The sequence below is a fragment of the Salmonella sp. GDC200615 genome (genome assembly GCF_050574145.1).
Lineage (GTDB): Bacteria > Pseudomonadota > Gammaproteobacteria > Enterobacterales > Enterobacteriaceae > Salmonella > Salmonella enterica.
In genome coordinates this window covers 2,624,014-2,643,644 of the sequence record NZ_CP192247.1, presented here as the reverse complement: position 1 = coordinate 2,643,644, position 19,631 = coordinate 2,624,014, and the positions used below count along the sequence as shown (strand labels likewise).

Below are 19,631 nucleotides of genomic sequence, written 5' to 3'. Positions count from 1 at the left end.
AAAGACCTTAGCGTAATGGAATGATATCGCCTTGCCAACCCTCCGTTGTGCGCAGGCCCGTCAGTAATAGCGAACCGCAATCGGCACGAACAATAAGTTGCCCGCTTTCATCCCACAGCGCGCTACTTCCACAGGCATTGGCCATCAGTACGGCCAGCGCATATTTATGCGAAAAACGTTGTAAGCGTGAGGTAGAAGCATGGAGTTCAGGTTCGTTAAGACATTGACTGGTTGTGAATAACGTAAATGAGGGATCTATATCACCACCTTCTGGCTGCTCATCCACCACGTTGATAGCGCTTCGCTGCCTGGCAATACAGGCGCCATGACTTTTGTGAAACATGAGCGGCGACGTTAGCCATGGGGCAAAAATAGCGATGCCTTTTACGAAGCGGCAGTTATGCTCAACAGGCATACCCACAATGATAGTCATATGGTGGGTATCGGCCGCATGAGTGAGCGGCTGTAAAAGCGCCTCGTCAGGCGGGGCGGGCAACGATTTATTCCTTTCGTCGCAGCCTAATAGCGACAGTGACGGAAAGACCAGCAGTTCGCACTGTTGACGAGCCGCAAGCTCAATATATTCCAGATGATGGGCGACATGCTCCGCCGGCGAGGCGTTCAGGGGCGCATACTGCGCAGCAGCAATTTTCCAGGAGGACATAATGACTTCCTTTTCATAGTCTCTACAGCCATTCTAAAAAGCATAGGTTAAGAATCACCTTATAATGTAGTCGTCTGCATGTAAGGAAGTGTAACGTTATATAATTTTTATTTAACTTTGGGTTCGTAAGGGAGTCGGGATAGTGATACGGAAGCCAGACGATGGGCAATCAGCCGCTCGCGAAACCAGGCGCGTAGGTGCTCTGGCTGCTCACGTTCGACCGCCTCCGCGACAACTGGCATATTGTAGCGCTCTTTAAATGCCACCCCGGCTGCCGCCAGGTCCACATTGACTTTATCCATTTCCGCTTGTTCAAGCTGAGCCAGATTCGTTTTCATACGCGTCTCCTTTTTTGTTGCCGCCAGAAGGTACTAAGAGTCCGCGGTAATGGCAAGATGGAAATGATGATCCTCGACTCATTGATTGTTGAAGGTTATTCTTTGTAACGTAGGTATAACAAAAAGGAATAGTGAATATGGCTTCTTCTGCACCATCGCGACGTTTAGCTTTACTGCTGCTGGCATCGACATTTGCGACGCCAGCGGCCTGGGCACATGCGCACCTGACGCATCAGTATCCAGCGGCGAATGCTGCCGTTACGGCCTCGCCACAGGCGCTGACCCTGAACTTTTCTGAAGGGATTGAGCCAGGGTTCAGCGGCGCAACCATTACTGGCCCTCAGCAAGAGCTCATCAAAACGCGCCCGGCAAAGCGAAATGAACAGGATAAAACGCAGTTGATTATCCCGCTTGAGCAGCCGTTAAAATCTGGCGCTTACACGGTAGACTGGCACGTTGTGTCGGTGGATGGACATAAAACAAAAGGGAAATACACCTTCAGCGTGAAATAAATGATGCTGACATTCGTCTGGATAACTCTCCGATTTATTCATTTTGCTAGTTTGATGCTGGTCTACGGCTGCGCGCTTTACGGCGCCTGGCTGGCACCCGCATCAATTCGTCGTTTAATGACGCGTCGATTTTTACATCTGCAACGACATGCCGCCGCCTGGAGCGTTATCAGCGCGGCTTTTATGCTGGCGATTCAGGGCGGACTGATGGGCGGCGGCTGGCCCGATGTTTTTTCCGTCTCGGTGTGGGGCGCGGTACTGCAAACCCGCTTTGGCGCGGTCTGGATATGGCAAATTATCCTCGCGCTGGTCACGCTGGCGGTGGTAGTCATTGCGCCGGTAAAAATGCAACGACGGCTTCTTATTCTCACCGTTGCTCAGTTTATCCTGCTGGCAGGCGTTGGACATGCGACGATGCGCGACGGTGTAGTGGGAACATTACAGCAGATTAACCATGCTCTGCATTTACTCTGTGCCGCAGCCTGGTTTGGTGGGCTGTTGCCAGTGGTTTATTGTATGCGCATGGCTCAGGGACGCTGGCGTCAACATGCTATTAGCGCCATGATGCGTTTTTCTCGTTATGGTCACTTTTTTGTGGCGGGCGTATTGCTCACAGGCATTGGCAACACGCTATTTATCACGGGATTTACCGCTATCTGGCAGACCACCTATGGACAGTTGCTTTTGTTAAAATGTGCGCTGGTCGTGCTTATGGTAGCAATTGCGCTGACGAATCGGTATGTTCTCGTACCACGTATGCGACAGGAAAATCCCCGGACTGACCTATGGTTTGTCAGGATGACGCAAATTGAATGGGGAGTTGGAGGCATAGTTCTGGCGATCGTCAGCCTGTTTGCAACCCTCGAACCTTTTTGATGGACTGGCATAACGAATGAAAAAAATACTCCTTCCGGCGCTTCTGCTGGCCACTTCGGGCGTAGCGTTGGCGGCGCCGCAGGTGATTACCGTAAGTCGTTTTGAAGTAGGAAAAGACAAGTGGGCGTTTAATCGGGAAGAGGTCATGTTGACCTGTCGGCCTGGCCAGGCGCTCTATGTGATCAACCCCAGTACGCTGGTGCAGTATCCCTTGAATGCCATTGCCGAACAGCAAGTAGCGGAGGGTAAAACGCGTGCTCAGCCTATTGCCGTCATTCGAATCGATAACCCGGCGAAGCCCGGTGAGAAAATGAGTCTGGCGCCGTTTATCGAACGTGCGCAAAAGCTTTGTGATCCATCCAATAGCTGACTGATTTTTAATAAAAAACCGTAAACCTTCACGAAAAGGCTTACGGTTTTTTTATCTCTGATAACAGACAAAACGCCAGGTTTTTTCAATCACCTTCGTCGCAAACTGGAAAACCTGGCGTCGTCATCTATTCTTAAAGGGCAAGGCGATTTAGCCTGCATTAATGCCAACTTTTAGCGCACGGCTCTCTCCCAAGAGCCATTTCCCTGGACCGAATACAGGAATCGTATTCGGTCTCTTTTTATTTTTCTTATAAAACAGTTACTTATGATAAATGATCCGAAATTTTCCGAAATTTTTCCGAATTTCTGTATTCCGGTCTTTTTGGTTATATCACAATCAAATTAAATTTAACATTTATTTCACAACGAAAATTGGAGTATTAGAGCATCATATAAGCTTTATCATCACGCTCATCGAGATAGAGTTTCGTGGTGTTCGCTGATGTGTGGCCCAGGAGTTTTTGGGCGAACACCTCGCCGTGCTCGTTTTTGTACAGCCGCCCGGCCAGACTTCGGATCTCGTGAAATGTCGGTGGATTATTGCTGAAGTTAACACCGGAGGCTTTTCTTGCTTTTACAAATGTCTTTGTCAATCCATCCGGATGAATATTCCCGGTTGGGCTATTTTTCCTGATTCCGGCACTGATCATGAAATCAGTGCGGCTTACCAGTCGGCAGCGATCGATTACCGTTCCCAGACGTAACCCCGTCGCCCGAAGTGTCAGGGAGAGGGGAATGGCTATTTTCATTCCGGTTTTAATCTGAGTTACGTATAAGCGGTTGTCAAAAACATCACTAAATTTCATATTTACGATATCCTCCCTACGTTGACCAGTAACGAGCGCTAAATCCATCGCGAGAGGGAACCATGCAGGCATATGCTCTGCTGCCGCTCGTGTGGCGTTATACGTTTCCAGTTGCAGGCGTTCCCTGGCCACCTTAATCTCTGGTATCCGGGTTGCTTCCACCGGGTTTTTCACAATATGCCCTTCGACAATAGCCTCTCTGAACATGTCAGATAGAACTGATCTCATTGCTCCCGCCATAGTGTTTTTTCCCTCGGTTATCCACGACTCAAGAAACTTGGCAATGTGCCTGGTTGTTACTTCTGCCAGTATTATTTCCCCCATTTTTTCGCGTACGGTCGCTAATTGATTACCGCGAATCTTGTAGGTATTAACCGACAGACTCCGGCGCTGTAATAAAACCTCATAGCGATCAATCCATGCGGACACAGTGAATGAGTCAGTTCCTTTTAGCTTTTCAATAAGCGCCACTGGTGTGTGGTTTTGCGCTATGAAGTTGTTTGCCTCTATGGCCTGTGTGATAGCGTCCCTGCGGGCGATCTGACCGAGCGGAAATTCCTTGTCAGTTAGCGGGTTACGCCAGAAAAAAGATTTACTGGCCTTACGGTAGGTGAGGTTCCTCGGAAGGTTAGCATCGTACTTTTTTCGACTCACTGATCAACTTCTCCAGCAATGCACTCGGTTTTCCGGTGCGCCCGTTTGGGTGGTGCTGTTCAAGCACAAGTCCCACTTTATTCGGCTTGATATAAAACGCGTCCGGATCAACCCGATACGTCCTGCCATGTAATACTGGAGTCGGGTAAATATTTCCGTTTCGCGCCCATCGTCTTAGTGTTGTGAGAGGTGGTGGATCATCGGGATAATTTAATTCACCCCAGGTTTCAAGTCTCACAAAGCTCATAGTCATGTCTCTTTACTTCATGACCGCCGCCAACTATACGGTGTGGCGGTCGGTCAGGGTTGAACATCAATGATCAGGGTAAAATTTAAAGGACTGCTGACCGCCGCCTGGTAAAACTTTTACATCTCCGGCGCGCCGTCCTGTAAATCCTGCCCAATGCGCGGCGCGTATCCTGTCAGCCTGCTCTTCAGTCAGGCAGGGTTGCGGCAGGGCGGAGTTTTTCCGGTAGTCTGCAACGCGTATGAATTCGCCGGCTTCGTGTAACTTCTGGCACTGGGGGCAAAGGTCGCGTGTATCCATCATCCGGATCTTCCCATCGAAAAATATGTTGCCATGCCATGTAGCGCAGTTCCGGCACACGGGCGCATCGCAGGTGAACATGGCTCGACATTTTGTCATGTGCCCGTGTTCATCCTCATCGGCATCCCAGCCGATGATCCCGTCACAAAGCAGGGTGGCCGGGGCGCCGCAGAACATACAGACAGGCTTCTTCATGCTGCAATTACCTCCCTCATTCAGTCTGTACGAATCCCGCCGCGTGAGAGGTGTTTAAAAGCATTTTTACGGTTAATTAATTATTCAGCAGGCGATCTTTATTCCTTAATACATTTAAACTCTTCCAGCGTGACTTTCTCTTCGCGTGATTTCCCGGCTTCAGTTCTGCCGGCCAGCATTTTTTCACACTCGGCTTTATTCATTTTTTTGTCAGAAAAACGAACCCAGTTTGTCGGGGAATTACCTGGCTTTTTGACGATGGCGGTTATTCTATATTTGTACATTAATAAAGCACCTTCACTTCAGGCGGTCAGCGACCGCCAGTCTCCGTTATGCGGTCACGTTCTCTTCCACGCCAGCGCTTTCGACGACGCTGTACTCACCTGTGATGACAGATGCATCAGCCGGATCGATAGTCAGCGTTTCCTTTTCGTCCATTGATACCGCGCGCTGGATCTCAATGGATACAGGCAGGTATTTGAACAGGCGGCGTATGGCGGTTTTTTTTGCCATTTCCTCCCAGTGAGTAACCCACGGGCCGTTGTTACCGGCTTTGCTCTGTGCCCGTACCAGCTCTATCTGTTTACGGGTCATTACCTCAAACTGTGTGCCACCATCTTTAAGGCGGGCAACGGCATAGACATGAGTAACTGGTGCATCTTCGTTCTCACCCGGACGGTGTACCAGCTTTTCTTCCAGACCAAACTCGAAGCTGAAATCGTCACCTTCGCGGACGACGCGCGCGGAAAGACTTGCAATCTGTCCGGAACGGCGGGCAAGGTCGATCATTCCCCGGTATCCAATAATTAACTGAACGTTTTTTTTGCCTGACTTTTCGTTTTTGTTTCCGAACGGCAGCAGATAGGCATGACCGAGCGCGCCGCCGGGCTCCAGCCCAAGCTGGGAACACTGAACGATGGCGCTGACAAAACTCATGGTGTCACAGTCACCCAGCGCCGGAACTTTTCGGATTTCCGTTGTGGCTATCCGGATCATGCGTTCCGCTGTCATGTGGCGGGGCAGGGCCGCCGCCAGTTGTTCTTTCATGGAAGGCTGGTTGATAAAGCTGATCACATCGTTGTTATTTTTCACTGCCGTCGGGGTGCGTGCTCCCTGTGTTTTTTGCAGGTCGGCTTTTGCAATAGGTGGCTGTTTAGGCATTTGCATTCTCCTTCGCCCAGCGGGGCAGTGATAAAGTTTTAATGGCAGGCCATTCATCGTTACTAAGGCATTCGGCCAGGGTTTGCAGATTGCGACGATATTCCCGCTGACCTGCCAGTTTTGCGTCTTCACCCATCATGAAAATCTCAACCGGGTAACGCCCACATTCGGCGGTTGTACTGGCAACAAGGAAGACGAAGGTGGGTATCTCACCGAACTGCGCCCGATAACCGTCGCTGTAGAAAGCGTCCTGTACGTGGTAGCGATAATCGTAATAAGCTGTCCTGAACCGCTGGATATCAGCAGTGGTTTTCACATCCATGATCCAGTGAAATTCAGGGATGATTTTGTCCGGACGGCACCGACACAAAATTCCTGTTTCCGGATCTTCCCAGTAGACTGATGATTCAGCATATCCGGCGCTTTCAACCAGCCACTGCCCCAGCGGTAACGCCATCACACTCTGGTACATAAGTTCGATTTTCCGGCCTTCTTCTGCCGTAAGCACGGTTCTTCCTGTCCGGGCGCACTCTTCCAGAAAGGTTTTCTCTTCTTCTTTTCCTGCGCTGGTACGGCGGTTAAATTCCGGAGCGATGATGAAGCGTTTACTGAACTCCTCTGGTTCCAGTATCCGGCAGTGAAAAGCCGTTCCTGTATCGAGAGTCTTTGTTTTCTCCGTGTCCACGGGGGCATTTTTACGCCACAGATAAATTGCTGGTGTGTCTGCGATATCGTCAAGCTGTGATTTACTGACGCCGGGGCCAGCGTGATACGCCTCGTTAGGGATGTCATAGTAAATACCTGGCTGTATATCATCAGGGACAGTGAAATTTCCGTTTTCTACGGGATCTGCCGCTTCGCCAGCTTCATCACCGCCAGTACCTGATCCACCGTCCGTTGTAATTTCCTGCCCTGTATCGCCAGCCGTTTCCTGCTGGTTGCTCTCTTTCGGCGTTTCTCCATCTCTTTCTGTTCTGGCTTCCATTTTTTCGGTCTGATTTGAGGGAGCACTGAACAGCGCTGAAACGTCGAAAGTCCCGTCTGCGTTTCTGGTGACAGCCTCCGGCTCTGCTGCTGGTTGTTTTTCCTCCGGCACCACTTCTTCTTTTTCACCCTGATTTGAGGCGCTGTAATTGTTATAAACCCACTTCGGATCGTTCGGGGCGCTGATGCCTTCGACATATTCACCGCGCGCGGCTGCCAGTTGTTTACCAACATCAACCGGGTTTTTGGGTGGAATGTTTTTACGTGCTTCGTGCAGTTCTGCCCGTATTTTCTGGTAGCCTGCTTCTGTCTGGCTTACAGGTGGCTCATTCTCCAGCGGCTGCGGGTCCGGATGATGTTCAGTTGTGTCCTGTTCCACTGCTTCAGGCGTTGCTGGTTCATCTGCCAGTTCGCCTGTCGGTTGCGGTTTTTCTTCATCACACTGAAATCTCCCTGTCTCAATATCCCGCAGACATTTGCCCGCCTGACGAAGCCTTGCTGCATTTTCTTCATGGGTTGTTGGGGTGTTATCAGGCACATATTCGTACCAGTCCGGATCGCGAACACCATGAACGGCAAGAAAGCTTTCGCACCACGTCCGGCGAAGATCAGGATTACCGTTATGTACGGCCTTTGGCGCTTTGCGTACCAGGTTAATAATGGTCTGTCGGTCGTAGCCTTTGATGTCGGGAATAATGCCCACTGTCATCGACATTTGTTTCCAGTCTTCCCGGTCTTCGGCGATGATAAGTTTTGCAAAATCCATTGCAGGACGCAGGTTATTCAGATCCAGCTCCTCACAGAAACCACAGGCGAGCTCATAGTTAATCGTTCTGTGTGTCGGTTTTTCGCTACGGCGTGGACGTTCTGGCTTATTTACGTCGTCGACAATTATTTTATGTGGCCCGGTTTTTTTAACGGGTGCAGGTTTATTCTTCAGGCGTTCAGCCCATTCCTTAATCAGCAGGCCGCGGTTAATGTGTTCAGCACTGAACCATTCCTTAAAAAACTTAATAGTGGTGCATAACTCAGGCACTTTTCCATCGACAGGAAATACCTGTTTATACGCATTCACTGCTTTGTGAATATCGTGCTCGATAGCTTTTTTGAACGGCTCTACATTTTCTGCTGCGAGTATCAGGTTCTGGACAGTGGTATTCTGAGTATCCATCTCCAGACACGCGATTTCTTTTTTCTGGTCTGTATCGACGTGATAAAGATATTCTCCATCGCCAATATACTGTGCCAGAACGCGATGGCGGAACGGCAGTGTCGCAACCACGGTCAATTGAGGGTTTGCTGGCGGGTTATGAGATTCCTGTATCCCGTTTTCTCCGGCAGGAGTGCCAGCACCGTCGGCGCGTTCTGTTTCATCTGATTTAACAGCAGAAGCTGCGCCGGGGATAAGTGTCAGGGTTTTGCCGTCTTCGCCACCGGGTTCGCGGTTTTCACAAAATTTAGTATCAAAGGCCCCCTCGGGCGGAATGTCATTTTCTACCGGAAAATGTACGCGTACAGGTCTGGCAAAATCAGCTTCATCAAATCCGGCAGCATCCATAGCCAGTTCGCCACGGGAGAGGGCGAGTGACTGCTTTTTAGCTGTACACCAGAAAAAACCGGCTTTAAAGCCGAGGCGTTTCCTGGCACTTTCATTTTTAACCTTGTAATAAAATGAATATTCTTCCTGCTTAATGCTCATTGTTTTTTAACCTCAGTTAAGATTAAAATCGTTTTGCCAGTGAAAATCCTCTCCGGGTGCTCACTGGTCATGTCTCTGGTGGTGGGTCTGGTCGCTCACCTCAGCATCCCCGGGATGTAAAGCCGGGGAAGCGCCTGCATTTAATGCAGGCTTTTTTCCTTTGAGGCCTCAGACATCGCCCGCGCAAAATCACTTGCAACAGACAAGCTCTTCAATGCACCAATAACCTCCCTGGGGACGTCTTTCACTTTGAGCAACATGGCTGCTGCGGCTATAGTGGAGTCCCATGCTCCTGTTTTTTCATCTGCATATGCAGTTATTGATTTATTTATTGAATAGCCATCTTCGTTTCTGTTTAACTCGTATGAATAGCCAATAACTACCGGCATATTGTTTTGCTCGCATATCTTAAATATACGGCTGGTGAGCTCTTTTAGTTCCTGTAATACTGCTGCATCAGGCGTTGTATTTTTCATTTTTATTTCCTTTTTCAGGTTGAGTGAATCCCTGCCATTGCTGGCATGATTTAAAAAATGGTATTGTTAAATTAATCAGTTTGTCAGTGGTTCGCCTTTACCATCAAGATAAATTTCTATAACTAAATCCCGGATGGTAATATTTTCACGAATATTTGTTAACGTCAGTTTTCCTCTGGTATTAGCCGTGGCTTTATAAATCCGGTCATTATATTTAACCATTGTTCCGGGAACCGCACATTGCCGTATGACCTCCATTGTACCGTAGTGCTGGTGTTTCATTTTTCAGTCCTCCTGTTGTAATTCACTGACCCTTATTTCAAGCCAGTCAGCCACATCGCGGTGGTCGAAGTAATCAAGAAAGCTGTCGAGTTTATTTCTGGTGGAAATCCAGCGGGCTATATTTTTTTCGCCGATGACATCAAGAAGTTCCGGGGTGTCATCAACCGATTCAACCAGTTCAGATAATGAAATACCTTCAATTTCAACACCGACACGATGAATGTTTACGGGTTTAATTGTGGCGTCGGCTCCCTCCAGATAAATACCGATAGTGCTCATGGTCATATCTCCGGTTTAAAAAGGGCGGATACCAGAAAGGAATGAACTGGTACCGCCAAAGACTACACACAGCAATGTCACGGGTTCCACTCGCAACCGGAAGCGCGCTCAACCAGGATCGGTGGATTTAACGACAACCTTAGTTAAGTAGCGAACGCGCTTTCGTGTTGTGTGCTCCGTATCGTGGAGCTGACGCCCGTCTTTATCCACATCGGGGCGGTGGTATACTGGAGTTCTCACACAACCAGTAAGGACATAAAAATGACACCCCGTCCAATTAGTGTTTTTTGGTTCAAAAATCTCGATCAGTACGAATCATGCAAAGGATTCGTGGGTGCTACCTGACGATTATCGGGACTGGCTTATCCGCTTCAATCAGATGATTGATCGTTATGAACGCAGTGGTATCGAGGTGATCAAAGTAGAGATAGAGCCCAACGAGTTCTCCATCTGGTGCCTCGCCAACGGATGTGAGATAAGCACCAAGAGCTGCAACGACTTCGCTGTTTTCCATGGCAGTAGCAAGGCGCTCCGCGATAGAGATACTGATTGGGGATATGAGTAAACAAACTCGTCCTTCAATTCTGAATATTTCTATTTTCATGACAGTACCTCTACAAATTCTGCGAAGCTTAGCGCCCCCTTACCTTCGATAAGGCTTTGAAAGTATTCCTGGTAAGCCTTTTCCATGGGGGTATTGAAATCCATGCTGACCTCATTCCCGCTTAACGCCCGGCGGCGGAACGTTTTATCTACTGCGCTTGTTACTTAACAACAACTGCCGTCATGTTCGTATGCCTCAGGCTGGCTACTTAGCCCGACTCAGCAGCGGGATAACTCTTGGTATTGTCCGGCTGTTATCTGGTCTGGCGTTGTCTTGATATATCAAATGCTCACATATCGTGAGTAATTTGTCAATATGAATTGTGAGCATTATTTTCTTGGTGGGATATGGATAAGCAAAAAAATCCCGCATTTGCGGGATTACTAAGAGGGGAGGTTAGCTCAAGAGGATGGAGTATCTTTTTTATGCTGTCTGCTTCTAAGGTATTGTTCTACATACTCATCAATTTCTTTTAATCTGATTTCAAACAGATCAAGCATACGTGTTTGCTCTGATGCTGGCAGTTGATTAAACAATTCGAGTAGCTTTTGTTGGTTATCACTCAGCCATGAGTTGGCATTTTCCTGCTTACCGAACATTAGTTCTGCGGGGGAAATGCCAAGCACTTGACCAAGCGTAATGGCATCCTCAGCTCCAATACTCCGCGTTCCAGCCTCGTAATTTGCAATGCGTGACGACCCCGACCAGCCACATAGCTTAGCCAGTCGTCCCATGCTTAATCCTCTGTTTTGGCGGATAGTTTTAAGACGCTCGCCAATTTGTTCTGCAATCGTTTTCATGTTTGGAATTTTATCACGCTACGTGAAACTGATGATACTCACGTATGTGTAGTTGACTGTGCTCACGAATTGTGAATAATAAAATTCGGAGGTTTTAAATGAACAAAATTTCAACATACAGAAAGCAACTGGGGCTATCTCAACGGCAGCTTGCTACTCACCTGGGATGGATACAGAGCCGTCTGGCGAACTACGAAGCAAATTTTCGCACACCCGGACTGGAGGAGTGCCGAAAAATTGTTGCCACACTTAACCATCTGGGATCTCGCTGTGTTCTTGATGATGTTTTCCCGCCTCATGTGAACGATAGCAGAACCATATTAACGAAGGTGAACAACCATGATCACCCCTGAAACAGCCAGTCAGGCGTTATCGTCATGGCTGGCATATCTACAGATAACCCAGGAAACCGCCACGCAGCTGATTACCCGCGCATTCCTGGAGCAGCCGGCGCGACCGGAAATAGCGGTTCACCGTATCGAGCGTGACGACGGAACGGTGGATTACGACGCATGGCGCCGTAACCGGATAAACATTTTTCAGCGCTGGCGGAAACGGGAAACGGCGGAGCACTGCGAGAAATTCTCTGCACTGACCCCCGCTATTCTGGAGGCGATCCGCAAAAGTGCGCCGGAACTGCATAAACGAATAACGGCAGGGCAGAGCATTGAATACCTGCTTTCACAGCTTTTAAAAAAACCGCAGTGGCAAGCGCGGTACTTCTTGGCGCGCCGCTGGCGGATTTTGAGCGGGAGTGTGACGAGGCCATATATGCGTTACAGGCGTTACGTAGCGGTTATCGCCAGCAGTACCAGAGACATGACCAGTGAGTAATTTTTTATGTTTTCAGATCGCCCGGAAAAGAGCGTAGAGAGGCTTTATGGCCGCACTTCCATACATGCAGCTTTACATCGCTGATTATCTGGCGGACACCATGCACCTTTCTGCCGAGGAGCATGGAGCCTATTTGTTGTTGATGTTCAATTACTGGCAGACCGGAAGAGCTATCCCGAAAAACAGGCTGGCAAAAATTGCTCGGATTAGCAGTGAACGATGGGGGGCTGTGGAAGAGTCCCTGAGAGAATTTTTCATTGATAACGGCACTGAATGGACTCATGAGCGTATCGAAAATGATCTCGCTGCGGTCAGGGATGTTCTGGCGAAAAAGTCGGCAGCAGGGAAAGCATCTGTTCAGTCCAGAAGGAACAGGAAGAAAACGCAGGCCGCCAGTGGAAGTAACACATGTTCAACAGGTGTTGGTTCGGTGTTTAAACAGGAAGCCAACAAAAAGGGAACTAATAAAGATATAGATCTAAAAGAATTAAACCCCACACATAACGCGTGCGCGCGCGCGAGTGCTCCGGTTAGTCAGCCTGGAATTATGCAACAGCCTGTCGTGACTGAACCGGAATACCTGAACGAGCCGATCGGGAAATTCTCAATGATGGATGACTGGCATCCCTCGCTGGATTTCCGACAACGGGCCGCCCATTGGGGCGTTGCGTTACCAGAGCCGGAGTATTTACCTACGGAGCTTGTCGCGTTCAGGGATTACTGGACGTCGGAGGGAAAGGTGTTCACACAAATCCAGTGGGAACAAAAATTCGCCCGTCACGTAAACCACGTCAGGGCAAAGGCGAAACCAGCCAGCAGGGGAGAAAGCCATGCAGAAATCCAGCCAGACAGCACCGCATCGCGGGCAGTACAGCAAATCAGGGCAGCCCGCGTGCAGTGGGAACGCGAAAACGGGATCGCCAGCGACGGAGACGGCCTGGCGACTCTGGGAAGTCATGGGGGAAATTTATTCGAACCGATGGACGCAGAAGAACGGCGCGGCACCTTCGAAGCTGTGGGTGGCCCAGATTGGGGCGATGACTGAGCGCCAAATCCGGCTGATTTGTCAGCAGTGTATGGAGCGATGCCGGGCGGCTGAGACATGGCCGCCGGACCTGGCTGAGTTTATTGCGCTGGTTTCTGAAAGCGGAGCTAATGCGTTTGGTCTCACAGCCGATGCGGTGCTGGCGGAATATCGTCACTGGCGTAACGAGTCCTGGCGCTACTCCGGCAGTGATAAATATCCGTGGCCTCAGCCGGTTCTGTATCACATCTGCACCGAGATGCGCAGAACGGGCGTTGAGCACCAGATGACGGAAGGCGAACTGAAACGACTTGCAGAACGGTTACTGGCGAAGTGGACAAAACACGTCGGTAATGGTTTCAGCATACCGCCGGTACGCCGTCAACTTGCAGCGCCGCGCCATCCGGCAGGGCCAACCCCGGCACAACTGATGATGGAAGAATTCAGACGGCGTAAGGCGGCGGGAAGGCTTTAACAGGGGGGACTTATGAGCAGAAATTACACACCGGCGCAGAAAGCTGAAATACAGAAGCGCCTGACGGAACTGGTACGAACACATGGTCGGATGACGTTTGGAGAGCTGCGGAAGATAACAGGGTTAACCATTTTTACAGCCCGCCACTACCTGGAAAAGGCGGAAAGTTGTGGGGATCTGTATCAGGCCGGGAGAAGCGGTATTTTTCCTTCGGAACAGGCTTTCCTGCTTTGGAAGCAGAAACGTGAAGATGCCAGGATTACCCGCTTTCTGAAAACGCCGGAAGGTGTCGTGAGTTCCTACGACCGGACCAGAAACGTTATCTGTACGGAGTGCCGGAACAGCGTGACGATGCAAAGGGTACTGGCATTTTATCGGGGACATTACCGGGAGGCGAAATCTGCATGAAAATCGAATAATATAACTTTGCAGAGGTAGCGAATATCGTAATCACCCGTTCGGCATTTGAATTCCGTGAGCACAGTCGTGTTGTGAATGTCGCCTTGTTCACAACACCAGGAATATTCCACTGTCAACTGGTTGTCTGCGGCTGGACATAATTTTATCTGATATTCAGGCTGTACCAGCGCAAAGGTTCCGTGAGTCCGACTGTCTTTTTTGCTTCCAAATATTCAGTTTTAATTATCTGAGTATGGCAAGGTGATCATCTGTATCAAACACCGGGCAACTGGTTTTACTTTACCCAACGATTACGTCCCTGTTGTTTAGCCCGATAAAGGGCCTCGTCCGCTCTGGCAATAATGCCGGTAACAGTGTCACCGGCTGTGGAAAGGGTGATGCCCATACTGACGGTGACCGTTTCGCTAACCGCAGATGCTGCATGCGGCATTGCGGTGTCACGCAGGTTTGTCTGAATACGTTCAGCAACCAGTGCAGCTTCATTCAGCGACGACGAAGGCAGCACAACGACAAACTCCTCGCCCCCGTAACGTGCCACCAGGTCTGCCGGAGTACGAACCGACCTCTTCATTACCCCGGCCACCTTTGCCAGACAGGCATCGCCAGCCTGGTGACCATAATGGTCGTTATAGTTTTTGAAATAGTCCACATCGAGCATGATCAGTGCAAACGGCTCCGTCTGGCGGAGAGCATCCCCAAGAAAACTTTCCATTGAACGTCGATTAGCGGTCCCGGTCAGTGCATCCTGGTGAGCCATAACGTCGAGACGCGCGATAAGCATCCGGTTTTCCTGGTAACGCAACCAGGCTTCATCAAACCAGCGCTGCAGGATAAAGCGACCATAAATGAGTATGGTGGTAAGAGTAAGCCAGACTAATAAAAACCGGATATTCACATACTGGTTAAGCTGCACACTGGCCAGCAGGGCGGTCAGCCATAACGGGACGATGAAAAATAGCAACGCTGGCAGATGATAATAAAGCGCAGCCAGCGCGGTAAGCATAAGGATGACACTGAGAGGCCAGGCAAAAGGCAGTTGCCACCAGACAATAAAAAAGTAGCTACAATAGCTCCACATCAGACTGAGAATCAGCAGCATCACCAGACAAAGAGGAGTAAATCTGGCCGGAAGGCGGTAAATGAAAAGGAGTATCAGGAACGAAAAAACAATAATACTGCCCATAATATCGTCTATTAAAGGCAGTATTCCAGTCTGTGCACTGATCGACTTGTCAAAGTCACTGATGAGTATGTGGCGAAATAAAATGATAAGCGCAAAACTGATATTCACAAATGTGAACCACGGAATACTTACACGTAGCGCTTGCGTGACCATATCTTTATGATCCTGCCATATCCTTCCAGCACTGGAAGTACGGCGCCTGTCGTCCGAATCCTGCCCCATCCTTAACCGCCTCATATAATGAATAATTACTATCCAGTGTAGTGCGCAGATACCTCACAGTGAAAAATGGAAAAGCTATCAGGCCAGGCAGCATTTTTGGCTGATGAGATGATTTTTGTTCCACAGTGACGAACTTATAGTCAAAGCTTCTGTAGTAGGGGGAATAATTATAGTTGTCTCCCGGAAACGGGAAGCGAGCTTACCCCACTTACTAAAAGAGGATGGAACTGGCTGACGTAAAACACGATTTATTTGTATCCATAAATAGCGAAATGTAACGTTTTGGTTATATTTAAAAGAGAGAAAATGGTCAGCAATAACTTTAATTGTTTGAATTAACAGATAATTAATCTACCAGACTGAGTGATACAGAATATTTTTACATGAGGGGTACAAATGAGACTTAAGTTGATCGTTAAAAGTTTTGCGCTGGCGGGGCTACTCTCTTCCACTGCGCTGACACCTTTATTTGCACAGGAAGCCCCAAAAGGTGCCACTGCTTCAACCAAGCAAGCTAACGATGCGCTTTATAACCAACTTCCTTTCTCTGATAACACCGATTTCACGAATGCCCATAAAGGCTTTATCGCTGGTTTACCTGAAGAGGTGATTAAGGGAGAGCAAGGGAATGTCATCTGGAATCCACAGCAGTACGCTTTCATAAAAGAAGGGGAAAAATCTCCTGACACTGTTAACCCTAGTCTGTGGCGTCAGTCCCAGCTAATCAATATCAGTGGCTTGTTTGAAGTCACAGACGGCGTCTACCAGATTCGTAACCTTGATTTATCCAACATGACGATTATCGAAGGTAAAGAGGGGATTACGGTTGTCGATCCGCTGGTTTCTGCGGAAACAGCCAAAGCCGGTATGGATTTGTATTTCAAAAACCGTGGCAATAAGCCTGTTGTCGCCATCATTTATACTCATAGCCATGTTGACCACTATGGCGGTGTGCGTGGCGTTGTCGATGAAGCGGACGTGAAATCCGGCAAGGTGAAAGTGTATGCGCCTGCTGGCTTTATGGAGGCAGCAGTAGCCGAGAATATTATGGCCGGCAACGTGATGAGCCGCCGTGCCAGCTATATGTATGGCAACCTCCTGAAACCAGATGCCTCCGGCCAGGTTGGCGCCGGACTGGGGACGACCACCTCTGCGGGGACGGTGACACTGATTGCGCCCACTAATATCATCGATAAAGACGGCCAGAAAGAAGTGATTGATGGCCTGACTTACGACTTTATGCTGGCCCCTGGTTCGGAAGCCCCTTCGGAAATGCTGTGGTTCATCGAAGAGAAGAAACTCATCGAAGCCGCAGAGGACGTCACTCACACCCTGCATAACACTTACTCGCTACGTGGCGCAAAAATTCGTGAGCCGTTGCCGTGGTCGAAATATATCAACGAAGCTATAGTGCGTTGGGGTGACAAAGCTGAAATTATTATGGCCCAGCACCACTGGCCGACCTGGGGTAACGAGAATGTTGTTGGTCTGCTGAAAAGCCAGCGAGACCTGTATCGTTATATCAATGACCAGACTCTGCGCATGGCCAATGAAGGTCTGACTCGCGACGAAATAGCGGCCAACTTTAAACTACCGGATAGCCTGGCAAAAACCTGGGCCAACCGCGGCTATTACGGCTCTATCAGCCATGACGTAAAAGCAACGTATGTGCTGTATCTCGGTTGGTTCGATGGCAATCCGGCAACCCTTGATGAGCTGCCACCCGAAGAAGCGGCCAAGAAATTTGTTGAATACATGGGCGGTGCCGATGCGATTCTTCAGAAAGCTAAAGCAGACTTTGACCAGGGGAACTACCGTTGGGTTGCTCAGGTGGTGAGTAAGGTCGTGTTTGCCGATCCAAATAACCAGAATGCACGTAACCTTGAAGCCGATGCGCTGGAGCAATTGGGGTATCAGGCTGAATCTGGTCCATGGCGTAACTTCTACCTGACCGGTGCGCAGGAGCTGCGTAACGGTGTGGTTAAAGGTCCGACGCCAAATACAGCAAGTCCGGATACCGTTCGGGCGATGACCCCTGAAATGTTCTTCGACTTTCTGGCTGTACATATCAACGGTGAAAAAGCGGGTAATGCCCGGGCGGTATTTAATATTGACCTTGGCAGCGACGGCGGAAAGTACAAGCTTGAGCTGGAAAATGGCGTGCTGAACCACACGGCTAATGCTGAAGCGAAAGATGCTGATGCCACGATTACTCTGAACCGTGACACGCTGAATAAAATTATCCTGAAGGAAGAAACTCTGAAGCAGGCTCAAGATAAAGGAGAAGTCAACGTTACCGGTAATGCTGCGAAACTGGATGAGATGCTGGGCTATATGGACAAGTTTGAGTTCTGGTTCAATATAGTTACACCATAAATAGATTCCCTGCGGCGTCAATGCTGCAGGGAAGTTACTTCAGACAATTCTGTACGTTTTTTATACTCTATTTTCCCTTCATTCTTTATATCTTGCTTCATCTTATGTATTTGCTGCTGAAGAACATGGCCCTGATACCAGTCAGTTCTGATTCTGTTATGCACAGCCTTTTTCATCAGATGACAGTAACTGGTTGTTGCGTGATTCAATGGCCTGCGAGTCTGGCCAACATGCTTTTCGATGCCGGTTGGCCATGATGCCAGTATGGTTAACTGGCATCATGGCAGCATAATTTTGCCGGATAAGTCAACCGCAGCGATGTTAATCGTCCTGATTATCATCTGCATCACTGTCACAGTGACTGCACCAGTAACGAGGAGAGACTGCGATCGAACCGGCCAGACAGAGAGAAGGTAGTTGTCTTCATTGCTAAGTAAGAGACCTTGGGGGATGAATCTCCATCACCTGTGATGTGTCAGACAACCTCAATGTACCCGCACTTAATACCTGCGCCGGCGGTTTTTTTAATGTCCGGGAAATGAGCATGTCAAAAAATAACCAGTTATAAGATTATAAATAGAACACAGAGAAAATGTCATTGCATATGGTCAAAAAATAGACATATTTATTGATGATGATAATTAATAGTCTCCTATGTATTAATGTTGAGAATGAAGATGCTTTAAAAATGCTCAAGTTCGTTATCTATGGAGACACCGTGAAAAATTTAAATAAAACATTCACTTGTAAATATGCTGTTATTCGCCGTGATGACATGACAGTAATTGCTGAAATGGATTTTTTTCCTGACTGCAACAGGTCATTGATGTATCGGGATGGCCGCTATGTCCGGTTTCTGCCGTTGTTGCAAAATGACATCATGGGGAGCGATACCCTGATTAATGAGCTGACTATCAGGGCCGGTTATCATGAATAATCATCCTTTGTTATACTCGTCTGCGGGCTGAACTCCCAATCTACTGCGCCAACGGAGAGAACGATGGCGCATTTACAACTGGTCAAGCAAACCTCATCAGGGCTTCTGCTCCCGGCGACGCCGGAGAGTGGGGATTTCCTGCGCTCAGTAAAAATCGGTGAGTGGATACACGCCGATTTTAAACGTGTCCGCAACTACGCCTTTCATAAACGATTTTTTAAACTCCTTCAGCTTGGTTTCGACTACTGGATGCCAACGGGCGGCACGGTCACATCGCGGGAACAGAAACTTATCTCCGGGTTCGTTAATTTTCTTTGCGACTCCGCAGGCCAGGAGTATACCCCGGCCCTTAACGAGGCGGCGGAACAGTACCTCCATAACGTAGCTACCCTGCGAACCGGGGACGTCGCCCTTCTTAAGTCTTTCGATGCCTTCCGGGAATGGGTAACCGTTCAGGCCGGGTTTTATACCGAGCATTTTTATCCGGATGGCAGTCGCGGGCGCCGGGCGAAATCCATAGCATTCGCCAGTATGGACGAAACCGAGTTTCAACAGGTCTATAAAGCTGTGCTGAACGTCCTGTGGAACTGGATTCTGTTTCGTAAATTTTCCTCTCTGGAAGAAGTTGAAAATGTGGCCGCGCATCTGCTGGAGTTCGCATGAAAATGACATGGTTTCAGCATCCGGTGTGTACCACCGAAGAGGCGGATGAGCTGGTGGCGGGATACCGGCGCCGTGGCGTGAAGGTTGAGCGTTACGGTGAGGCGGAGGTGCTGGAACTTGAGAGCAATAATACTCCGCAACGTTGGACGGTTGAGGAGCTGAAAGAAATCAGGATCGCTGCACTAGCGGATCTGCGTGCGCTAAAAAAGCTGGAGGCGGCATGACATTCGAATCCTACTTTGCCGATC

The 19,631-nt window shown here is 49.1% G+C and carries 26 protein-coding genes and 1 pseudogene; 14 read left to right on the top strand and 13 right to left on the bottom strand.

Annotated features, from left to right (window positions below; genetic code table 11):
• Positions 1–7 precede the first annotated feature (7 nt).
• Together ACQ29O_RS12825 and ACQ29O_RS12820 are read right to left on the bottom strand one after the other, a co-directional pair.
• Positions 8–664, bottom strand: a complete 657-nt coding sequence (locus tag ACQ29O_RS12825) for a carbon-nitrogen hydrolase family protein (protein ID WP_000100257.1) — start codon at positions 662–664, stop codon at positions 8–10.
• Between the two features lie 107 nt (positions 665–771).
• Positions 772–1,002 (bottom strand): DNA polymerase III subunit theta, encoded by a 231-nt coding sequence (locus ACQ29O_RS12820; RefSeq protein ID WP_000856224.1) that lies wholly within the window; start codon positions 1,000–1,002, stop codon positions 772–774.
• A 137-nt stretch (positions 1,003–1,139) separates the two neighbouring features.
• Between ACQ29O_RS12820 and yobA the strand changes: the two genes are divergently transcribed.
• The 3 genes from yobA to ACQ29O_RS12805 are packed head-to-tail and all read left to right on the top strand — an operon-like array spanning position 1,140 to position 2,760.
• Positions 1,140–1,514: a CopC domain-containing protein YobA gene (gene yobA / locus ACQ29O_RS12815; protein ID WP_000168393.1), complete on the top strand. Its 375-nt coding sequence runs from the start codon at positions 1,140–1,142 to the stop codon at positions 1,512–1,514.
• Complete coding sequence (gene copD, locus ACQ29O_RS12810) at positions 1,515–2,390, top strand: copper homeostasis membrane protein CopD (RefSeq protein ID WP_000979694.1); 876 nt, start codon at positions 1,515–1,517, stop codon at positions 2,388–2,390.
• Positions 2,391–2,406: 16 nt separating this feature from the next.
• A complete protein-coding gene (locus ACQ29O_RS12805; protein WP_000722370.1) occupies positions 2,407–2,760 on the top strand; it encodes a YebY family protein in 354 nt (117 codons plus the stop codon).
• A 382-nt stretch (positions 2,761–3,142) separates the two neighbouring features.
• Here the strand turns inward: ACQ29O_RS12805 and ACQ29O_RS12800 are convergent, their stop codons facing one another.
• The 9 genes from ACQ29O_RS12800 to ACQ29O_RS12760 all read right to left on the bottom strand — a co-directional run bounded on the left by ACQ29O_RS12800 (position 3,143) and on the right by ACQ29O_RS12760 (position 9,845).
• Positions 3,143–4,222, bottom strand: a complete 1,080-nt coding sequence (locus tag ACQ29O_RS12800) for a tyrosine-type recombinase/integrase (RefSeq protein WP_000087636.1) — start codon at positions 4,220–4,222, stop codon at positions 3,143–3,145.
• On the bottom strand, positions 4,197–4,475 hold the full coding sequence (locus tag ACQ29O_RS12795; RefSeq protein ID WP_001575998.1) for an excisionase: 279 nt from the start codon (positions 4,473–4,475) through the stop codon (positions 4,197–4,199). The genes ACQ29O_RS12800 and ACQ29O_RS12795 overlap by 26 nt, the downstream gene beginning before the upstream one ends.
• Before the next feature lie 60 nt (positions 4,476–4,535).
• Entirely contained in the window at positions 4,536–4,964 is a 429-nt protein-coding gene (locus tag ACQ29O_RS12790) for a hypothetical protein (RefSeq protein ID WP_000743301.1), read from the bottom strand.
• A gap of 98 nt (positions 4,965–5,062) precedes the next feature.
• Positions 5,063–5,248: a DUF1187 family protein gene (locus ACQ29O_RS12785; RefSeq protein ID WP_000280163.1), complete on the bottom strand. Its 186-nt coding sequence runs from the start codon at positions 5,246–5,248 to the stop codon at positions 5,063–5,065.
• A 46-nt stretch (positions 5,249–5,294) separates the two neighbouring features.
• On the bottom strand, positions 5,295–6,125 hold the full coding sequence (gene recT / locus ACQ29O_RS12780; protein WP_001126031.1) for a recombination protein RecT: 831 nt from the start codon (positions 6,123–6,125) through the stop codon (positions 5,295–5,297).
• Complete coding sequence (gene recE / locus ACQ29O_RS12775; protein WP_020937018.1) at positions 6,118–8,808, bottom strand: exodeoxyribonuclease VIII; 2,691 nt, start codon at positions 8,806–8,808, stop codon at positions 6,118–6,120. The genes recT and recE overlap by 8 nt, the downstream gene beginning before the upstream one ends.
• Positions 8,809–8,948: 140 nt before the next feature.
• Positions 8,949–9,284: a hypothetical protein gene (locus ACQ29O_RS12770; protein WP_000799627.1), complete on the bottom strand. Its 336-nt coding sequence runs from the start codon at positions 9,282–9,284 to the stop codon at positions 8,949–8,951.
• A 75-nt stretch (positions 9,285–9,359) separates the two neighbouring features.
• Positions 9,360–9,566: a cell division inhibitor protein gene (locus ACQ29O_RS12765; protein ID WP_000682660.1), complete on the bottom strand. Its 207-nt coding sequence runs from the start codon at positions 9,564–9,566 to the stop codon at positions 9,360–9,362.
• 3 nt (positions 9,567–9,569) lie between these two features.
• A complete protein-coding gene (locus tag ACQ29O_RS12760) occupies positions 9,570–9,845 on the bottom strand; it encodes a hypothetical protein (protein WP_000103933.1) in 276 nt (91 codons plus the stop codon).
• A gap of 334 nt (positions 9,846–10,179) precedes the next feature.
• Between ACQ29O_RS12760 and ACQ29O_RS12755 the strand changes: the two genes are divergently transcribed.
• Positions 10,180–10,410 (top strand): hypothetical protein, encoded by a 231-nt coding sequence (locus tag ACQ29O_RS12755; RefSeq protein ID WP_158001424.1) that lies wholly within the window; start codon positions 10,180–10,182, stop codon positions 10,408–10,410.
• A gap of 440 nt (positions 10,411–10,850) precedes the next feature.
• Here the strand turns inward: ACQ29O_RS12755 and ACQ29O_RS12750 are convergent, their stop codons facing one another.
• A complete protein-coding gene (locus ACQ29O_RS12750) occupies positions 10,851–11,249 on the bottom strand; it encodes a helix-turn-helix domain-containing protein (protein ID WP_001574209.1) in 399 nt (132 codons plus the stop codon).
• Positions 11,250–11,347: 98 nt separating this feature from the next.
• On the opposite strand from ACQ29O_RS12750, the gene ACQ29O_RS12745 reads away from it, so the two are divergent.
• From ACQ29O_RS12745 to ACQ29O_RS12725, 5 genes are read left to right on the top strand one after another with little or no spacing between them, the layout of a single operon-like run.
• Positions 11,348–11,602: a helix-turn-helix domain-containing protein gene (locus ACQ29O_RS12745; protein WP_001033912.1), complete on the top strand. Its 255-nt coding sequence runs from the start codon at positions 11,348–11,350 to the stop codon at positions 11,600–11,602.
• Positions 11,589–12,083, top strand: a complete 495-nt coding sequence (locus tag ACQ29O_RS12740) for a toxin YdaT family protein (RefSeq protein WP_001574210.1) — start codon at positions 11,589–11,591, stop codon at positions 12,081–12,083. The genes ACQ29O_RS12745 and ACQ29O_RS12740 overlap by 14 nt, the downstream gene beginning before the upstream one ends.
• A 46-nt stretch (positions 12,084–12,129) precedes the next feature.
• The gene (locus ACQ29O_RS12735) at positions 12,130–13,128 is read left to right on the top strand and encodes a DUF1376 domain-containing protein (RefSeq protein ID WP_000729536.1); all 999 of its coding nucleotides are present in this window, start codon (positions 12,130–12,132) and stop codon (positions 13,126–13,128) included.
• Positions 13,040–13,582, top strand: a complete 543-nt coding sequence (locus tag ACQ29O_RS12730; protein ID WP_158000546.1) for a replication protein P — start codon at positions 13,040–13,042, stop codon at positions 13,580–13,582. Before ACQ29O_RS12735 ends, ACQ29O_RS12730 begins: the two co-directional genes overlap by 89 nt.
• Positions 13,583–13,594: 12 nt before the next feature.
• Complete coding sequence (locus tag ACQ29O_RS12725) at positions 13,595–13,990, top strand: DUF977 family protein (RefSeq protein WP_000089416.1); 396 nt, start codon at positions 13,595–13,597, stop codon at positions 13,988–13,990.
• A gap of 286 nt (positions 13,991–14,276) precedes the next feature.
• Here the strand turns inward: ACQ29O_RS12725 and ACQ29O_RS12720 are convergent, their stop codons facing one another.
• Positions 14,277–15,407, bottom strand: coding sequence for a GGDEF domain-containing protein (locus ACQ29O_RS12720; RefSeq protein ID WP_000529511.1), 1,131 nt, complete (start codon positions 15,405–15,407; stop codon positions 14,277–14,279).
• 396 nt (positions 15,408–15,803) lie between these two features.
• Between ACQ29O_RS12720 and ACQ29O_RS12715 the strand changes: the two genes are divergently transcribed.
• The 5 genes and pseudogenes from ACQ29O_RS12715 to ACQ29O_RS12695 form a co-directional block, all read left to right on the top strand.
• Positions 15,804–17,783 carry an alkyl/aryl-sulfatase gene (locus ACQ29O_RS12715; protein WP_001237395.1) on the top strand — a complete coding sequence of 660 codons (1,980 nt, stop codon included), beginning with the start codon at positions 15,804–15,806 and terminating at the stop codon, positions 17,781–17,783.
• Positions 17,784–18,101: 318 nt separating this feature from the next.
• The gene (locus ACQ29O_RS12710; RefSeq protein WP_223151200.1) at positions 18,102–18,200 is read left to right on the top strand and encodes a hypothetical protein; all 99 of its coding nucleotides are present in this window, start codon (positions 18,102–18,104) and stop codon (positions 18,198–18,200) included.
• A 271-nt stretch (positions 18,201–18,471) separates the two neighbouring features.
• Entirely contained in the window at positions 18,472–18,720 is a 249-nt protein-coding gene (locus tag ACQ29O_RS12705; protein ID WP_000911593.1) for a hypothetical protein, read from the top strand.
• 63 nt (positions 18,721–18,783) lie between these two features.
• Positions 18,784–19,383, top strand: a complete 600-nt coding sequence (locus tag ACQ29O_RS12700) for a DUF1367 family protein (RefSeq protein WP_000940753.1) — start codon at positions 18,784–18,786, stop codon at positions 19,381–19,383.
• 77 nt (positions 19,384–19,460) lie between these two features.
• Positions 19,461–19,607 (top strand): annotated as a pseudogene (locus tag ACQ29O_RS12695) (recombination protein NinG); the annotation flags it as partial.
• Positions 19,608–19,631 lie beyond the last annotated feature (24 nt).

Excerpts from the sequence above, each read along its gene's own strand:
- ACQ29O_RS12825 (WP_000100257.1), bottom strand. The coding sequence starts at position 664 with ATGTCCTCCTGGAAAATTGCTGCTGCGCAGTATGCGCCCCTGAACGCC.
- ACQ29O_RS12820 (WP_000856224.1), bottom strand. The coding sequence starts at position 1,002 with ATGAAAACGAATCTGGCTCAGCTTGAACAAGCGGAAATGGATAAAGTC.
- yobA (WP_000168393.1), top strand. The coding sequence starts at position 1,140 with ATGGCTTCTTCTGCACCATCGCGACGTTTAGCTTTACTGCTGCTGGCA.
- copD (WP_000979694.1), top strand. The coding sequence starts at position 1,515 with ATGATGCTGACATTCGTCTGGATAACTCTCCGATTTATTCATTTTGCT.
- ACQ29O_RS12805 (WP_000722370.1), top strand. The coding sequence starts at position 2,407 with ATGAAAAAAATACTCCTTCCGGCGCTTCTGCTGGCCACTTCGGGCGTA.
- ACQ29O_RS12795 (WP_001575998.1), bottom strand. The coding sequence starts at position 4,475 with ATGACTATGAGCTTTGTGAGACTTGAAACCTGGGGTGAATTAAATTAT.
- ACQ29O_RS12790 (WP_000743301.1), bottom strand. The coding sequence starts at position 4,964 with ATGAAGAAGCCTGTCTGTATGTTCTGCGGCGCCCCGGCCACCCTGCTT.
- ACQ29O_RS12785 (WP_000280163.1), bottom strand. The coding sequence starts at position 5,248 with ATGTACAAATATAGAATAACCGCCATCGTCAAAAAGCCAGGTAATTCC.
- recT (WP_001126031.1), bottom strand. The coding sequence starts at position 6,125 with ATGCCTAAACAGCCACCTATTGCAAAAGCCGACCTGCAAAAAACACAG.
- recE (WP_020937018.1), bottom strand. The coding sequence starts at position 8,808 with ATGAGCATTAAGCAGGAAGAATATTCATTTTATTACAAGGTTAAAAAT.
- ACQ29O_RS12770 (WP_000799627.1), bottom strand. The coding sequence starts at position 9,284 with ATGAAAAATACAACGCCTGATGCAGCAGTATTACAGGAACTAAAAGAG.
- ACQ29O_RS12765 (WP_000682660.1), bottom strand. The coding sequence starts at position 9,566 with ATGAAACACCAGCACTACGGTACAATGGAGGTCATACGGCAATGTGCG.
- ACQ29O_RS12760 (WP_000103933.1), bottom strand. The coding sequence starts at position 9,845 with ATGAGCACTATCGGTATTTATCTGGAGGGAGCCGACGCCACAATTAAA.
- ACQ29O_RS12750 (WP_001574209.1), bottom strand. The coding sequence starts at position 11,249 with ATGAAAACGATTGCAGAACAAATTGGCGAGCGTCTTAAAACTATCCGC.
- ACQ29O_RS12745 (WP_001033912.1), top strand. The coding sequence starts at position 11,348 with ATGAACAAAATTTCAACATACAGAAAGCAACTGGGGCTATCTCAACGG.
- ACQ29O_RS12740 (WP_001574210.1), top strand. The coding sequence starts at position 11,589 with ATGATCACCCCTGAAACAGCCAGTCAGGCGTTATCGTCATGGCTGGCA.
- ACQ29O_RS12735 (WP_000729536.1), top strand. The coding sequence starts at position 12,130 with ATGGCCGCACTTCCATACATGCAGCTTTACATCGCTGATTATCTGGCG.
- ACQ29O_RS12730 (WP_158000546.1), top strand. The coding sequence starts at position 13,040 with ATGGGGGAAATTTATTCGAACCGATGGACGCAGAAGAACGGCGCGGCA.
- ACQ29O_RS12725 (WP_000089416.1), top strand. The coding sequence starts at position 13,595 with ATGAGCAGAAATTACACACCGGCGCAGAAAGCTGAAATACAGAAGCGC.
- ACQ29O_RS12720 (WP_000529511.1), bottom strand. The coding sequence starts at position 15,407 with ATGGGGCAGGATTCGGACGACAGGCGCCGTACTTCCAGTGCTGGAAGG.
- ACQ29O_RS12715 (WP_001237395.1), top strand. The coding sequence starts at position 15,804 with ATGAGACTTAAGTTGATCGTTAAAAGTTTTGCGCTGGCGGGGCTACTC.
- ACQ29O_RS12710 (WP_223151200.1), top strand. The coding sequence starts at position 18,102 with ATGTTAATCGTCCTGATTATCATCTGCATCACTGTCACAGTGACTGCA.
- ACQ29O_RS12705 (WP_000911593.1), top strand. The coding sequence starts at position 18,472 with ATGCTCAAGTTCGTTATCTATGGAGACACCGTGAAAAATTTAAATAAA.
- ACQ29O_RS12700 (WP_000940753.1), top strand. The coding sequence starts at position 18,784 with ATGGCGCATTTACAACTGGTCAAGCAAACCTCATCAGGGCTTCTGCTC.